General features: G+C 68.4%; 16 protein-coding genes. 8 read left to right on the top strand and 8 right to left on the bottom strand.

Features of this window, described 5'->3' with window-relative positions:
• Positions 1-42 precede the first annotated feature (42 nt).
• Positions 43-1,131, bottom strand: coding sequence for a PQQ-dependent sugar dehydrogenase (locus tag ACQVBX_RS15115; protein WP_431635111.1), 1,089 nt, complete (start codon positions 1,129-1,131; stop codon positions 43-45).
• A gap of 127 nt (positions 1,132-1,258) precedes the next feature.
• Here ACQVBX_RS15115 and ACQVBX_RS15110 point away from each other — a divergent pair, with 127 nt between their 5' ends.
• Together ACQVBX_RS15110 and ACQVBX_RS15105 are read left to right on the top strand one after the other, a co-directional pair.
• Complete coding sequence (locus ACQVBX_RS15110; protein WP_431635110.1) at positions 1,259-2,737, top strand: AAA family ATPase; 1,479 nt, start codon at positions 1,259-1,261, stop codon at positions 2,735-2,737.
• 154 nt (positions 2,738-2,891) lie between these two features.
• Complete coding sequence (locus ACQVBX_RS15105; RefSeq protein WP_431638204.1) at positions 2,892-4,154, top strand: phospholipase D-like domain-containing protein; 1,263 nt, start codon at positions 2,892-2,894, stop codon at positions 4,152-4,154.
• On the opposite strand, the gene ACQVBX_RS15100 is transcribed toward ACQVBX_RS15105, so the two are convergent.
• Positions 4,151-5,443 (bottom strand): glycosyltransferase, encoded by a 1,293-nt coding sequence (locus ACQVBX_RS15100; protein WP_431635109.1) that lies wholly within the window; start codon positions 5,441-5,443, stop codon positions 4,151-4,153. The genes ACQVBX_RS15105 and ACQVBX_RS15100 overlap by 4 nt on opposite strands.
• 41 nt (positions 5,444-5,484) lie before the next feature.
• On the opposite strand from ACQVBX_RS15100, the gene ACQVBX_RS15095 reads away from it, so the two are divergent.
• The 4 genes from ACQVBX_RS15095 to ACQVBX_RS15080 all read left to right on the top strand — a co-directional run bounded on the left by ACQVBX_RS15095 (position 5,485) and on the right by ACQVBX_RS15080 (position 7,206).
• A complete protein-coding gene (locus tag ACQVBX_RS15095; protein WP_431635108.1) occupies positions 5,485-5,853 on the top strand; it encodes a DUF6694 family lipoprotein in 369 nt (122 codons plus the stop codon).
• A 25-nt stretch (positions 5,854-5,878) separates the two neighbouring features.
• The gene (locus ACQVBX_RS15090; RefSeq protein ID WP_431635107.1) at positions 5,879-6,304 is read left to right on the top strand and encodes a VOC family protein; all 426 of its coding nucleotides are present in this window, start codon (positions 5,879-5,881) and stop codon (positions 6,302-6,304) included.
• Positions 6,305-6,310: 6 nt separating this feature from the next.
• Positions 6,311-6,517: a DUF3820 family protein gene (locus tag ACQVBX_RS15085; RefSeq protein ID WP_063673465.1), complete on the top strand. Its 207-nt coding sequence runs from the start codon at positions 6,311-6,313 to the stop codon at positions 6,515-6,517.
• A 74-nt stretch (positions 6,518-6,591) separates the two neighbouring features.
• A complete protein-coding gene (locus ACQVBX_RS15080; protein WP_431635106.1) occupies positions 6,592-7,206 on the top strand; it encodes a 2OG-Fe(II) oxygenase in 615 nt (204 codons plus the stop codon).
• A gap of 7 nt (positions 7,207-7,213) precedes the next feature.
• Here ACQVBX_RS15080 and ACQVBX_RS15075 read toward each other — a convergent pair whose 3' ends face one another.
• The 3 genes from ACQVBX_RS15075 to ACQVBX_RS15065 form a co-directional block, all read right to left on the bottom strand.
• Positions 7,214-8,221, bottom strand: coding sequence for a YheT family hydrolase (locus tag ACQVBX_RS15075; protein WP_431635105.1), 1,008 nt, complete (start codon positions 8,219-8,221; stop codon positions 7,214-7,216).
• Positions 8,218-9,033: a lysophospholipid acyltransferase family protein gene (locus tag ACQVBX_RS15070; RefSeq protein ID WP_431635104.1), complete on the bottom strand. Its 816-nt coding sequence runs from the start codon at positions 9,031-9,033 to the stop codon at positions 8,218-8,220. The genes ACQVBX_RS15075 and ACQVBX_RS15070 overlap by 4 nt, the downstream gene beginning before the upstream one ends.
• A 70-nt stretch (positions 9,034-9,103) precedes the next feature.
• On the bottom strand, positions 9,104-9,580 hold the full coding sequence (locus tag ACQVBX_RS15065; protein WP_431635103.1) for an Lrp/AsnC family transcriptional regulator: 477 nt from the start codon (positions 9,578-9,580) through the stop codon (positions 9,104-9,106).
• Between the two features lie 137 nt (positions 9,581-9,717).
• Between ACQVBX_RS15065 and phhA the strand changes: the two genes are divergently transcribed.
• Positions 9,718-10,611, top strand: a complete 894-nt coding sequence (phhA, locus tag ACQVBX_RS15060; RefSeq protein ID WP_431635102.1) for a phenylalanine 4-monooxygenase — start codon at positions 9,718-9,720, stop codon at positions 10,609-10,611.
• Positions 10,612-10,719: 108 nt separating this feature from the next.
• Here phhA and ACQVBX_RS15055 read toward each other — a convergent pair whose 3' ends face one another.
• The 3 genes from ACQVBX_RS15055 to ACQVBX_RS15045 all read right to left on the bottom strand — a co-directional run bounded on the left by ACQVBX_RS15055 (position 10,720) and on the right by ACQVBX_RS15045 (position 12,665).
• Entirely contained in the window at positions 10,720-11,400 is a 681-nt protein-coding gene (locus tag ACQVBX_RS15055) for an SGNH/GDSL hydrolase family protein (protein ID WP_431635101.1), read from the bottom strand.
• Positions 11,401-11,437: 37 nt separating this feature from the next.
• Positions 11,438-12,127, bottom strand: a complete 690-nt coding sequence (locus tag ACQVBX_RS15050) for an RES family NAD+ phosphorylase (RefSeq protein ID WP_431638203.1) — start codon at positions 12,125-12,127, stop codon at positions 11,438-11,440.
• A 145-nt stretch (positions 12,128-12,272) separates the two neighbouring features.
• A complete protein-coding gene (locus tag ACQVBX_RS15045) occupies positions 12,273-12,665 on the bottom strand; it encodes an MbcA/ParS/Xre antitoxin family protein (RefSeq protein WP_431635100.1) in 393 nt (130 codons plus the stop codon).
• 304 nt (positions 12,666-12,969) lie between these two features.
• On the opposite strand from ACQVBX_RS15045, the gene ACQVBX_RS15040 reads away from it, so the two are divergent.
• A complete protein-coding gene (locus ACQVBX_RS15040; RefSeq protein ID WP_431635099.1) occupies positions 12,970-13,584 on the top strand; it encodes a hypothetical protein in 615 nt (204 codons plus the stop codon).

Below are 13,584 nucleotides of genomic sequence, written 5' to 3'. Positions count from 1 at the left end.
GCGTGCGCGACGGCGGCGATCCGCCGCAGCGTGAGGCCGCGATTACGGCGCGCGGTAGGTGACCCGATAGACCGCCCCGGCCAGGTCATCGCTGATCAGCAGGCTGCCGTCAGGCAGCATCTGCACGTCGGCGGGCCGGCCCCAGGCCTTCTCGTCGCGCATGAAGCCGGTCACCAGCGGCTCGTAGGACACCACCTCGCTGCCTTTCAGCCGAACCGTCATCACCCGGTAGCCGGACTTCTTCGTGCGGTTCCACGAGCCGTGCTCGGCGATGATCGCCGCGCCCCGGTACGCGGCTGGAAACTGCTTGCCGGTGTAGAAGCGCATGCCCAGCGACGCCACGTGCGGGCCGAGCTTGAGCGCCGGCGGGGTGTAGTCGGCGCAGCGCTTACCCTTGCCGAACTCCGGATCGAGCGTGTCGCCCTGGTGGCAGTACGGAAAGCCGAAGTGTTGGCCGCTGCGGGTGACTTCGTTCAGCGTGTCGCTGGGCAGGTCGTCGCCCATCAGGTCGCGGCCGTTGGAGGTGAACCACAGGCGGTCGGTGCCCGGCTGCCAGTCGAAACCGACCGAGTTGCGGATGCCGTAGGCGACATCTTCCAGGGCGCTGCCGTCGGCGTTCATGCGGGTGATCTTGGCGTAGGCCTTGCCGCGGTCGCAGACGTTGCACGGCGCGCCGATCGGCACGTAGAGCTTGCCGTCCGGGCCGAACGCGATGAACTTCCAGCCGTGGTGCGTCTCGGTGGGAAACGAGCCGTTGACCACCTGCGGCGCCGGCGGATCGTCGAGGTGGTTCTCGATGTCGCGCAGCACCAGGATCTTGCTCACTGCGGACACGTACAGGTCACCGTCCTTGAACGCCACACCGACCGGCAGTTGCAGGCCGCTGGCGATTACCCGCACCCGCTCGGCCACGCCGTCGCCGTTGGCGTCGGTGAGCGCGTAGACCTTGCCGGCATCGTTGGAACCGACGAATACCGTGCCCTTGGCGCCCACCGCCAGCTCGCGGGCGTTCGGCACCTGGTCGGAATACACGGCGATGTGAAAACCCTTGGGCAGGGTGAGCTGGTCCAGCTGCGGCGCGGCCACCACGGGCAGCGCCAGGCACATCAGGAGGGCGGCGAGCAGACGCATCGTGAGGCTCCTCGGCAGGGGGATAGGCGCCCAACATAGCGCGCCCGCGCCGCAGCGTGCAGCCCGTGGGCGCGTTCGGCCGCGCGTCGCGCTCTGATACCGTTACGCCCTCATCCGAGGGGACCCCATGAGCGAATTGCAGGACCTCACCACGCTGGTGCGCTCGGCCACGCCGCTGCTGGTGATCGAGACCGTGGACGAACAGCGCGTGATCGACTGCTTTCGCCACGTCATCGCGCAGTCGCTGCGCCCGCTGTGGCGCTGGACGCTGACCGATGGCCTGAGCCGGCTCGACTTCGCACAGCACGACGAGCCGGTGGCCCCCGATGCCACCGCCACGCTGGAGATGATCCGCAGCGCGGCGGAGGCGGGCATCTTCATCCTGTTCGACTTCCACCCCTTCGTGCGCTACGCGATGAGCCTGCGCATGCTGCGCGAGATCGTGCAGCGGCAGCGCTCGGCCCCGCACACGGTGGTGCTGGTGGGCGCGAAAGTGGAGCTGCCCGAGGAGCTCGAAGCGCTGGCCCTGCGTGTGCCGCTGGCGCTGCCCGACATCAAGGAACTGGCCGGCATCATGCGCGGCGAGGCGGTGGCCTGGCAGCGCGAACAGGGCCGCCGGGTGGAGGTGGACTGCGAGGCGGCGCGCACCATCGTGCGCAACCTGGTGGGGCTGTCGGCGCCGGACGCGCGGCGCATCGTGCGCAAGCTGATCTACAACGACGGTGCGCTGGGCCAGCACGATCTGCCGGAGCTGATGCAGTCGAAGTTCGAGCTGCTCAACCGCTCCGGTCTGCTGCATTTCGAGTACGCCACGGCGAGCTTTGCCGACATCGCCGGCGTGCAGCGCGTGCGCGAGTGGGTGCAGCGGCGGCGCGCGGTGTTCCTCTCGCCCGAGGCCATGCCGATGCTCGATCCGCCCAAGGGCGTGCTGCTGCTGGGCGTACAGGGTTGCGGCAAGAGCCTGGCGGCCAAGGCGATCGCCGGTGGCTTCGGCGTGCCGCTGGTGCGGCTGGACTTCGGCACGCTGTACAACAAGTACCAGGGCGAAACGGAAAAGAACCTGCGCGAGGCGCTGGCCAGCACCGAGCTGCTCAGCCCCTGCGTGCTGTGGATCGACGAGATCGAGAAGGGCCTGGCCAGTGGCGGTGGCGAGGACGGCGGCGTGTCGCGCCGCGTGCTCGGTTACCTGCTCACCTGGATGGCCGAACGCAAGGCCAAGGTGTTCGTGGTGGCCACCGCCAACGCGGTGCACGAGCTGCCCGCGGAGCTGCTACGCAAGGGTCGCTTCGACGAGATCTTCTTCGTCGACCTGCCCACCGCGCCGGTGCGCGCGCAGATCTTCCAGCTGCACCTGGAGCGCCGGAAATTGCCGCCGGCGGACTTCGACCTGCCCGCCCTGGCTGCGGCCAGCGAAGGCTTTTCCGGCGCCGAGATCGAGCAGGCCATCGTCAGTGCGTTGTACGACGCGGTGGGCGCCGGCGCGCCGCCGGACCAGACGCACCTGCTCGCCGCACTGGCGCAGACGCGCCCGCTGTCGGTGCTGATGCGCGAGCAGGTCGATGCGCTGCGTGCCTGGGCGCAGGGCCGCTGCGTGCCGGCCGACTGAGCCGGCCGGGCCAGCCCACGCCCACGCTCCCGTCACCTGCACGCTGCGACGCTCCGGCGCGGTTCGGCGACACCTGACCCGCGCGCCGGACAGTCCCACAGCGAACTGAACGGGGAGAAGGCACGTGGCCGACGCACGCCGCTGGAAGCGACGCGTGATCTGGATAGTCGCCGGCGCGCTGGGCGCGGCGCTGGCCGGCCTGCTCGCGCTCAATCTGTGGCCGAAGGAGCAGACGCTGCAGTACCGACTGGCGCCGGTCAGCGCGGTGCACAGCGAGGCGTTCCGGCGCGAGGTGGGCACCCTGCTCGGCCCGCCGATCATCGGCGGCAATACGGTCAGCGACTACCAGAACGGCGCGGAGATCTTCCCGGCGATGCTGGCGGCGATCCGCCAGGCCCAGCGCAGCGTGAACCTGGAAACCTACATCTACTGGTCGGGGGATATCTCCAAGGAGTTCATCGCCGCGCTGACCGAACGCGCCCGCGCCGGGGTGAAGGTGCGCGTGCTGGCCGACTGGGCCGGCTCCACCCGCATGAAATCCTCCGCGGTGGAGGCACTGCGCGCCGGCGGCGTGCGCTTCGAGTACTTCCACCCGCTCAAGTGGTACAGCCTGGACCGCATCAACAACCGCACCCACCGCAAGCTGCTGATCGTGGACGGGCGCATCGCCTTCAACGGGGGGGTCGGCATTGCCGACGCGTGGGACGGCCACGGCGACAACCCCACCCACTGGCGCGACATGCAGTTTCGCGTCGAAGGGCCGGCCGCCCAGCAGATGCAAGCGATCTTCGAGGACAACTGGCTCACCACCACCGGCGAAGCCCTGCTGGGCGAGGATTACTACCCGCCGGTGCGCGCGGCCGGCGACCTGCCGGTGCAGGCGTTCGCCAGTTCGCCCGAAGGCGGCAGCCGCAACATGCAGCTGATGTACCTGATGGCCATCAACGGCGCGCGCGAGAGCATCGACCTGGAGGCGGCCTACTTCGTGCCAGACGAGCTCACCCTCGACGCGCTGCGCCGCGCGATGAAGCGCGGCGTGCGCGTCCGCCTGCTGGTGCCCGGCCCGTACGTGGACAGCGACGTGGTGGCGAACGCCTCGCAGGCGCAGTGGGGGCCGATGCTGGCCGCCGGCGCGCAGATCTACCGCTGGCAGCCGTCGCTGCTGCACAACAAGCTGATGGTGGTGGACCACTACCTCACGATGGCCGGCTCGGCCAACTTCGACAACCGCTCGTTCCAGCTCAACGACGAGGCCAACATCAACATCTACGACGCGGACTTCGCCGCCCACATGACCGCCGTGATCGACGCCGACCTGCGCCACGCCCGACCGCTGAGCTATGCGCAATGGCAGCAGCGACCGTGGCGACAGCGGCTGATGGACTGGCTCGCCGCGCAGACCGCCTCGCAGCTCTAACGCGTGCGCGCCGGCGTGAGCCAGGCCGCTTCGATCGCATCGGCCGCGCGCGCGGCGCCGTCGTCGCAGCGCAGGCGCTCGGCGCAGGCAGCGGCCCGTGCCGCATACGATGGCTGCAGCAGTCGCCGCAGACGCGCTGCCGCCGGCTCGGCGCGGTAACGCGACACGGGCAGGGTTTCGGCTACGCCGAGGCGCTTCAGCCGCGCGGCGTTGTCCGGTTGGTCGAAGCCGTGCGGTACCACCAGCATCGGCACGCCGGCGCGCAACGCTTCGGCGCTGGTGCCGATGCCGCCGTGATGCACCACCACCGCCGCGCGGGGAAACAGCGCCGCGTGCGGCGCGTAGTCGACGCAGTGGATCGTCCCGGGTAACGCCTGCGGCAGGCGCGCGCGCATCGCTGGCGAGCCGGTGAACAGCACCGCGCGCTGGCCGAGCGACAGCGCCGCGCGCAGGCTCTCGCGCAGGAACGCTTCGCCCGCGTGCACTGCGGTGGAGCCCAGCGAGAACACCAGCGGTGGCGGGCCGGCATCGAGAAACGCCTGCAGCGCCGAGTCCGGGTGTTCGGGCTGGGCGTAGCGGGCGAAGCCGCACACGTGCACGTTCGGCGGCCAGTCCGGCTGCGGCGCGCCGAGCAGCTCGGAGTAGAGCGCGAGCACGCCGCCGGGAGCATGTTGCCCGCGATGGAAGGGATCGCCCCGCGGCGACTCCGGCGCCAGCCCCAGTTCACGGCGGAACTGACGCACCGGTTCGGTCCAGCCGTGCGTGACGCGACGGGCCAGCCATTGCAGCGTGCGGGCGGCGAGCGGTGAAGCGCGCACCAGAACGTCGACCGCAGCCAGCCCGGTCGCCGGCATGTCGTGCACCGACAAGAAGCTTGCCGGCGCCAGCAGTGCCGAGCTCCACTGCAGCCGGCCGGCGGCCTCGAACGTCTCGCCCAGGATCTGGCCGGCAAAGGCGAGCGTGCTGGTGACCAGCAGATCCGCCGTCGTGCACAACGGCAGCAGCCGCTGATAGCTGGCCCGAACGTCGGCCGCCGCGAAATCGCGCACCACGAAGGCCGGCCCGTGCCACGGATGGAATGCGCGCGCGGTGAATGCTTCACGATCGTCCGGCTCGGGCATGCCGCTGGCGTCGTGGAAAGCCAAGCCGGCCTGCAGCACCATGTCGCGATGCACCGCATGCGTGGCCACGGTCACGCGGTGCCCGCGTCGCCGCAACACCTGGCCCACCGCCAGGAACGGAAACAGGTCGCCGAGCGAGCCGACGGTGGCGATCACGATGTGTTTCATCGGCTCATTAGACTACGCGCGCCCGCAGCCGGAGGTGCCCGATGAAGCGATCCACCCGCCTGCTTGCATTGATGCTGCTACCGGCGCTGCACGGCTGCGGTGAACCCCGCGCCGATACCTCGTCGCCCGCGACCTCATTCGACAGCCTGCGAGCGATGTACGCGGCACTGCCTGCCGGGCGCCGCGACGAACTGCGCTGGGCAGTCGAGGTGGTGGCGTCGGATGAGCTCAATGACCGGGTACGGCGGGCTGCCTTCGGCGAGAAGGGCGGCATCGGCGATCCGGGTCGCTCGGCAATGGACGGCCGCACCGCATCCGAGATCGTCGCGCTGGCGCGCGAGCGCTGCGCCGGCGAAGATCGTGGGTATCCGATCTGTCGCGACCCTTTTCTCGTTTACCCACCACGCTGACGCACGCCCCCTTGTCTCGAACCCCATGACGCCCGTACTCGCTCCGTTCCACCTCGCCTTCCCGGTCACCTCGCTGGCCAAGGCCCGCGCCTTCTACGGCGAGCTGCTCGGCTGCCCCGAAGGGCGCAGCAGCGAGGAGTGGGTCGACTTCGATTTCCACGGCCACCAGATCGTCGCCCACCTGGCGCCGGAGGAAGTGCATGCCGTCGCCGCCCACGACGTGGACGGCGACGCGGTGCCGGTGCGCCACTTCGGCCTGGTGCTGCCGATGGACGCCTGGCAGGCGCTGGCCGACCGGCTGCGCGCCGCGGGGGTGCGCTTCGTGGTCGAGCCGCACGTGCGCTTCGTCGGCCAGAGCGGCGAGCAGGCCACGATGTTCCTGCGCGATCCGTGCGGCAACGCGCTGGAGTTCAAGGCCTTCGCCGATCCGTCGCGACTGTTCGCGAAGTAGGCCGCGGTGGAAGCCGAAGATCTCAAGCGTCTGGTGACCGTGCGCATGCCCTACGGCAAGTACCAGGGGCGGCTGATCGGCGATCTGCCTGGCGCGTACCTGGCGTGGTTCGCGCGCAAGGGCTTCCCACCGGGTCAGCTCGGCCGCCTGCTGGCGCTGTCGCTGGAGCTGGACCACAACGGCCTGCGCGGCCTGCTCGATCCGCTGCGCTGAATCGGCACGCGCGGTGCGGCAGCACTGCGCGTATGCTGCGGAGCCCCGCGCTCCCCTGTGCTGCCCAGGCTTTCATGGACTCCTTGTCGTCGCGATTCGAAGCGGCTGCCGATGCGCTGGCCAAGGCCGGGTGGTGCGTGCTGCCGCGCCTGCTGCCGGAAGAGGTCACCGCCGCGCTCGCCCACGAGTGCGCGGCGATGCACGCGGCGCGACGCATGACTCCCGCGCGCGTCGGCGGCGAGCGCACCGCCACATCGCTGCGCAACGACCACACCCGCTGGTTCGAGATGACCGCGCTGAGCGAGGCGCAGCTACCGCTGGTGGCAGCGCTTGAGACCTTGCGCACCACGCTCAACCGCAGCCTGATGCTCGGCCTGGTGGAGAGCGAGGCGCACTACGCGGTCTACGCGCCGGGCGCTCGCTACGCGCGCCATCTCGACCGCCTGCGCCACAGCGATGCGCGGACGGTGTCGGCGGTTTACTACCTCAACGAGGCGTGGGATCCAGCCGACGGCGGCGCGCTGCGCCTGTACCTGGACGATGGCCGCACGCACGACGTGCTGCCGCAGGCCGGCACGCTGGTGCTGTTCCTGTCCGACCGCTTCGAGCACGAGGTGCTGCCGGCCACGCGCGAGCGCATGAGCGTGGCCTGCTGGATGCGCCGGCGCGAGCCCAACGCCCTGCCCTGAGCGGCGCTCAGCGCGCCGCAGCGATCGCGTTGAACCGTGCGGCGATGTAGTCGTCGGTGAAGCTGGTCATGTCCCAGCCGCGGATGAAGCCGCAGTGGCCGCCGTAACGGGCGATATCCAGCTCGATGTTTGGCGGCAGGCGCAGCTGCTCGAACGCGTTCACCGGAATCACCGGATCGTCCCGCGCAGTCATGATGGTGGCGGGAATCTGCATCGCCTGCAGCGCATCGCCGGCCACCGAATAGCCGTCCAGATACGCTTCAAGTGAGTCGAAATCGGTATGGCGAAGCACCAGCGCCTCGGTCAGTCCACGCAAGTTCTGCTTGAGCTCGGCCAGCTCGAAATAGGTGTGTTGCGGAAACGCCGCCTGCTTGGTGCGCAGCGAGTGGCGCCACTTCTGCATGAAGTAGGCCTGGTAGAACCACGGCGCCTGCTTTTCCAGCGAGAACAGGCCCTCGGCCGGGTCGATGATCGGACAAACCGCCAGCGTGTAGGCCAGGGGAATACCCCACTGCGGCGCCGCCAGACCGGCGCGCAGGGCGAAGTTGCCGCCCAGCGAGAAGCCCGCCAGCGCCATCGGCCGCGTCGGCCAGCGCTCGGCGATCTCGCCCAGTGCGTGCACCACTTCGTCAATACGACAGGAATGGAACAGCGCCTCGTTGAGGTGATGGCTGTCGCCGTGGTCGCGGAAGTTGAGCCGGAACACGTCCCAGCCGTCGGCGAGCAGGCGGCTGCCGGTCTGCAGCACGTAGGTGGAGTCGAGGCTGCCCTCCCAGCCGTGGAACAGCACCGCCAACCCGCGCGAAGGTGTACCGCTGCGCTGGGCGGTGTAGGCACCGCTCAGGCGCACGTCGCCGCCGCCGCTCACCATCACGTGCTCGGCGCCCTCCAGCACGGTGCGCGCGCGCTTGGGCAGCAACAGGCGTCGAACGCCGCTGGAAGAGAGCATGGTCTGGATGTGGCCGCTGCGCAGGGGCCACGGCGGCTGGAAGTCGCGTCCTTGCGGCAGGGTCATGCGGCGGCCTTGTCCGGAACGGCATCTTCCAGCGCGGCAGCGATGCGCTCGCGCGACAGTTCCGCCATGCGCCGGCGCGCGTCAGGCGTGGACGGTACCGGATCGAGGAAATGCACCTCGGCGTCCAGCGGCGCGCTGCCGAGCAGGCGCAGAAAGTTCGCCATGAAGCTCTCGTGCTCGCGGAAGCCCGCGTCGATCACGCGGCGCCCGTGGCGGGCAAAGCGCAACGCCACCGGCTGCACCGGCACGTTGGCGTCGAGCGCGGCCTGGAAGATGCGCGCGTGAAAAACCTTGAGCACACCGTTGTAGCCGCTGCCGCCTTCCGGAAACACGGCCACCGAGCGGCCGCTGCGCAGGCGCTCCACCATCACCGCCATCACCGAGGCCAGCGAATGGTTGGAGCCGCGGCGATGGAAGATGGTGCCGCCGGTGGCGGCCATCCAGCCGACCAGCGGCCAGCGCGCGATTTCGGCCTTGGCCACGAAGCAGGCGGCGCGCTGGCTGTGCAGCAGCTCGATGTCGATCCACGAGGTGTGGTTGGCGACGAACAGCACCGGATCGGGCAGCGGCTTGCCGATCAGCACCGAGCGCAGGCCGAAGATGCGCATCAGCATGCGCGACCACCAGTTGATCATGCGGTGGGCGAACGGCACGCGGCCGTTCTTCATCACGCGGTGCTGGTTCCAGCTGAGGATCAGCGAGCACAACAGGATGCCCAGCACGATGTGCCCCAGCAGCAGCGGCACGCGCCACAGGTAGCGGATCGGCTGCCAGGGGGCACGTTCGGGGGCGGTGACGGTATCCATGCTCATCAGCCGGTTAGTTTAGCGTTAGTTGGCAGCCGCGACATGCAACCCATGGCAGGGGTGGCTGCGCCCCGGTTCAGCCGGACAACTGGCCCAGCGGCAGCGAGGGCGAGCGCTTCACCGTGCGCAGCACGAAGCTGGAGTTGACGTCGGCCACGCCCGAGGCGTTGAGCAGGCGGTCCAGCAGGAAGCGCGAGAAATGCTCCAGGTCCGCCACGTAGACGTGCATGAGGTAATCCATGTCACCGGTGAGCGCGTGGCAGGCCACCACCTCCTCCCATTCGCCCACGTGCGCCACGAAGCGCTCGATCGCGGCCGCCTCGTGCTTGGCCAGCTGCACCCGCACGAACGCCTGCAGCCCCAGCCCCACCGCCTGCGGGTCGACCTGCGCCGCATACCCGCTGATCACGCCCTCGGCCTCCAGCCGTTGCACCCGGCGCAGGCAGGCCGACGGCGACAGGCTGACCCGCTCGGCCAGCTCAGCGTTGGTGACGCGGCCGTGGGCCTGCAGCTCGGCGAGCAGGCGCAGGTCGGTACGATCGAGGGCAGCCATGCACGATCCTTCGGTATAAAACGATAATTTTCGAAGGATATTGCCATCGGCCCGCCATATTCAGCAATAAAACAAGCCTGATGCGTTGCCTTCGCCGTATGCTGGTAGGCGTCGCCCTATCGCCACCGGAGAGTCCCATGGAAAACGCCACGCCTCGCCGCGTCGAACACCAGCAGACCGACCGCGGCTACGTGCCGGTGTACGCCACCGGTGTCGTCGAGCAGCCCTGGGACAGCTACAGCGCCACCGACCACGAGGTGTGGAACACGCTGTACGCCCGCCAGTGCGAGTTGCTGCCCGGCCGGGCCTGCCAGGAGTTCCTCGACGGCTTGAAGCGCTTCGGCATGGGCGGCCACGGCATTCCGAAGTTTTCCGAGCTCAATGAAGTGCTGACCGCCGCCACCGGCTGGCAGATCGTGGCGGTGGAAGGTCTGCTGCCGGACGAAGTGTTCTTCGACCACCTGGCCAACCGCCGCTTTCCGGTGAGCTGGTGGATCCGCAAGCCGGACCAGCTCGACTACCTCAGCGAGCCGGACCTGTTCCACGACCTGTTCGGCCACGTGCCGCTGTTGCTCAACCCGGTGTTCGCCGACTACATGCAGGCCTATGGCCGCGGCGGTATGAAGGCGTTCGGGATCGGCCCCGAGGCGCTGATGAACCTCACGCGGCTGTATTGGTACACGGTGGAATTCGGGCTGATCAACACGCCGGACGGTTTGCGCATCTACGGCGCCGGCATCGTCAGCTCCAAGGGCGAGTCGATCTACTGTCTGGACTCCGCCGCGCCCAACCGCATCGGCTTCGGCCTGGAGCGCGTGATGAGCACGCGCTACCGCATCGACACCTACCAGCAGACCTACTTCGTGATCGAGAGCTTCGAGCAGCTGTTCGATGCCACCCGGCCGGATTTCACCCCGATCTACCAGCGCCTCGCAGCGAGCGCGCCGCATGCCGCAGGCGACGTGCTCGACAGCGACCGCGTATTCAACGTGGGCACCCGCGAGGGCTGGGCGACCAACGCCGACACCTGACTCCCACGGGGAAGAAGTCCCCGGTAGGAGCTCACCCTGTGAGCGACCTGCGGAAGGCCCCGGGGCCAGAAAAGCAGTCCGCAGCGCGACCTGCCGCGGCGACCGCATTCACCGCCCGTGCGCGTCCACCCACGGCTTCACGATGCCGATCCACAGCTCGTAACCGCTGCGGTTCATGTGCAGACCGTCCTCGCGGAACCATTTCGGCTGCGGCTGGCCATCCTCGCCGAGCATCGGAGTGAGCACGTCGAGGTAGGTCACCCCCTTTTGCGTGGCGGCCCAGTCGCGGATCTTGGCGTTGGCCGCGCGGATCTGTGGCAGCAGCGCCTTGCGCGCCATGCTCGGCTTGATCGCGATGAAGGCGATCGGCACGCCGGGCGTGACGGTTCGTGCCTTGCGCACGAAATCCTGGAATTCCTTGAGCACGAAGCCCGGACTGTCGCCGGCGGCGATGTCGTTGTCGCCCGCGTACATCACGATGGCGCTGGGCCGGTACGGCGCCACGATGCGGTCGGCGAAATAGGTGGCGTCGTTGATTTCCGACCCGCCGAAGCCGCGGTTGATCGTGCGCACCTCGGGAAAGTCGCTGGCCAGCGTGGTCCAGAAGCGGATCGACGAGCTGCCGATGAACAGCACCGCGCCGGGCGCCGGCGGCTGCGCACGGTCGGCGGCCTCGAAGGCGGCAATGTCCTTGCGCCAGATGGTGTGGTCGTTCGCGGCATCGCGTTCGTGCGCCATGGCTAGCGCGGGCAACAGGGCGATCAGTGACAGCAATATCCAGCGAGTCATGGGGGCCTCTCGGGGCAACGGGCGGGAAGAACAAACCCTAACGCGCGCGCGGCAGTTCCGACACCCGCAGCACCATGGCGATGCGCCGTCCATCCCAGCGATAGACGAGATGCTCGGACTGCACGCACGGCGCGAGCAGATCCGGGTAGAACACCGCCGCACATTCGCCGCCGGCGTGACGCACGCTGTCGTAGACGATGCCGTTGGAGCCGGCCTCGCGCAGCGTGCGCGCCAGCGCGACGCTGGCGGTGTAGTCGGTCGGGTCGTGCATCGCCGGCCAGCCGCCGCGCAGATCATGAAGGCGACCGGCGATGCTGGTGCGGTAGCAGCGCATCGGCAGGTCGCACGACGGCTCGGCCGTCGCCGCGAGGAAGCGCTCGCGGTGGTAGACCGTTTCCTCCACCGCCGTAGTCACGCTGTGCCCGGCGTAGAACACGCCCCAGCTGCCGTCGGAAAAACGGCTGCCTTCTGGATTGAGGTGGGTGAACGCGGCCATCACCGGCGTACTGCCGGGGCCACTGATGCGCCGCGCGGCCGGCACCAGCTTCAGCGCATCGGCTTCCTCGCGCAGGCGCGAGTTGGTCAGCGCCTCGATCGCGAACACCGCATCGAGGTCCGCCGGATCGGCGATGCGGTCGAACAGCCCCACCGGCGGGAAGCGGCTCGGCACGATACGGTAGGCGTGGCTCCAGCGGATGCGCTTGATCGGGGGCGGGTCGATGGACACGGTGGCGTCGGCAATCAGCAAGGTGCGGCGCAGCCGCGGGCCCGGCACGCTCCCCTGCGCGCATGCCGATCGAAACGATACGAATCAACGCCCGTAGTGTGGCCGGCCGTCGTCTCGTCGAACGCGATCGGCGACACGTCGCGGCTCAGCCGCGCTGCGCATCGAGGTACTGGCGCACCACGAACAGGTCCGCCACGTTGCCCGACAGCATGCGCTCCAGCGCCGAGTGCCCGCCAAACAACGCCGCCTGGTTCGGCCTGCGCAACCACGCATCGGCCTGCGCCGGATCGGGAAACAGGATCTGCAGCGCCTTGAAGATGCCCAGCAGGTAGCTGATGCGCTCGATCACGTCGCGCCCCGGCGCACCGTCCTGCTCGCGCTTCCATTTGTAGAACGTCGACTCCGGCGGATCGCCCAGCAACTTGCGCTGCTCCGCCACCCGCAACTGCCACGCCTCGGCCAGCCGGAAAAAGCTGCGCAGCGCCGGGCCGCCGAGGTCGCGTGCAGGGAGCGTGTCAGCTTGCGGTTGCGGCTGCATTAGAAGCTCCATATGTAAAGCTTATTGTCACTTTACTTCATTTTTGGAGTATCTGCTCACAATGATGACGCTGTCACAGAACTGCCCGAGCCGACAGCACATAGGGATACTTTCGGATTGTGCCGAACCACGGAGCCTATCTAGCATCGCGGTTAGCGCTCCCGCTGGAGCGGCCTGAAATTACGGAGCACGCTATGCAAGGAGCCATCGATGCCCATTCTTACCGTCGCGCCATCGCAATTCGCCGGGATTCTCCTGGTCTGGGGCGGAAGCCTCTCTTGTTGACCTGCCGCGAGCCCTCGGCATGAGCCGCCGGTCGCCTTCGCCAAGCCTGCACTGCACCCTCGCCGCGTGCCTTTCCCTGCTTTCCCTCACCGGTTGCACCCACGCCATGTCCACAGCACCCGCCGCACAATACACGGTTAACGGCAATCTGCTGCCGCTGCGCTTCAAGATCCACAGCTTCTCGGCCTTCGCGTTCAACACGCTGGCGTGCCGAGTGATCTACGACAACGAAGACTTCACCGCGCTCTACGCAGACAAGCCATCCGGTCCGCCACCCGCTGGTGATTACCGGTCGCAATGGGGCTTTGGCTCCTACAGCGGCATCCGCAACTTCCCTGGTCCGGTCGACGTGTCATGGACTTCGATGGACGGCCAGGAACATCACGCCACCATCAACTTGGCGCAGGTGTTCAAGGACGAGCGGATTCTCCATCGTGTACCAGACGACGAAATCCCGGACGGGATGTATCCGCAGGGCCTCTATCTCGATCCAGGCATCTTCGTCGAGGTCAACGACCGGACGATCAACGTGTACATGAAGGCGATGATTCCCACTAAACATCTGCAGATTCCTGGAAATGCAAATAGCGATACCCGGCACGATCTAATTCTCGCTTGGACACACACTTACTAA

The organism is Dyella thailandensis, assembly GCF_050749815.1.
Taxonomy (GTDB): Bacteria; Pseudomonadota; Gammaproteobacteria; order Xanthomonadales; family Rhodanobacteraceae; genus Dyella_A.
The sequence above is the reverse complement of the archived record's forward strand: the minus strand, read 5'-3'. Positions and strand labels throughout refer to the sequence as shown.

Coding starts and splice junctions, on each gene's coding strand:
- phhA (WP_431635102.1), top strand. CDS start 9,718: ATGGAAAACGCCACGCCTCGCCGCGTCGAACACCAGCAGACCGACCGC.
- ACQVBX_RS15070 (WP_431635104.1), bottom strand. CDS start 9,033: ATGAGCATGGATACCGTCACCGCCCCCGAACGTGCCCCCTGGCAGCCG.
- ACQVBX_RS15095 (WP_431635108.1), top strand. CDS start 5,485: ATGAAGCGATCCACCCGCCTGCTTGCATTGATGCTGCTACCGGCGCTG.
- ACQVBX_RS15090 (WP_431635107.1), top strand. CDS start 5,879: ATGACGCCCGTACTCGCTCCGTTCCACCTCGCCTTCCCGGTCACCTCG.
- ACQVBX_RS15065 (WP_431635103.1), bottom strand. CDS start 9,580: ATGGCTGCCCTCGATCGTACCGACCTGCGCCTGCTCGCCGAGCTGCAG.
- ACQVBX_RS15115 (WP_431635111.1), bottom strand. CDS start 1,131: ATGCGTCTGCTCGCCGCCCTCCTGATGTGCCTGGCGCTGCCCGTGGTG.
- ACQVBX_RS15040 (WP_431635099.1), top strand. CDS start 12,970: ATGAGCCGCCGGTCGCCTTCGCCAAGCCTGCACTGCACCCTCGCCGCG.
- ACQVBX_RS15075 (WP_431635105.1), bottom strand. CDS start 8,221: ATGACCCTGCCGCAAGGACGCGACTTCCAGCCGCCGTGGCCCCTGCGC.
- ACQVBX_RS15080 (WP_431635106.1), top strand. CDS start 6,592: ATGGACTCCTTGTCGTCGCGATTCGAAGCGGCTGCCGATGCGCTGGCC.
- ACQVBX_RS15110 (WP_431635110.1), top strand. CDS start 1,259: ATGAGCGAATTGCAGGACCTCACCACGCTGGTGCGCTCGGCCACGCCG.
- ACQVBX_RS15100 (WP_431635109.1), bottom strand. CDS start 5,443: ATGAAACACATCGTGATCGCCACCGTCGGCTCGCTCGGCGACCTGTTT.
- ACQVBX_RS15055 (WP_431635101.1), bottom strand. CDS start 11,400: ATGACTCGCTGGATATTGCTGTCACTGATCGCCCTGTTGCCCGCGCTA.
- ACQVBX_RS15045 (WP_431635100.1), bottom strand. CDS start 12,665: ATGCAGCCGCAACCGCAAGCTGACACGCTCCCTGCACGCGACCTCGGC.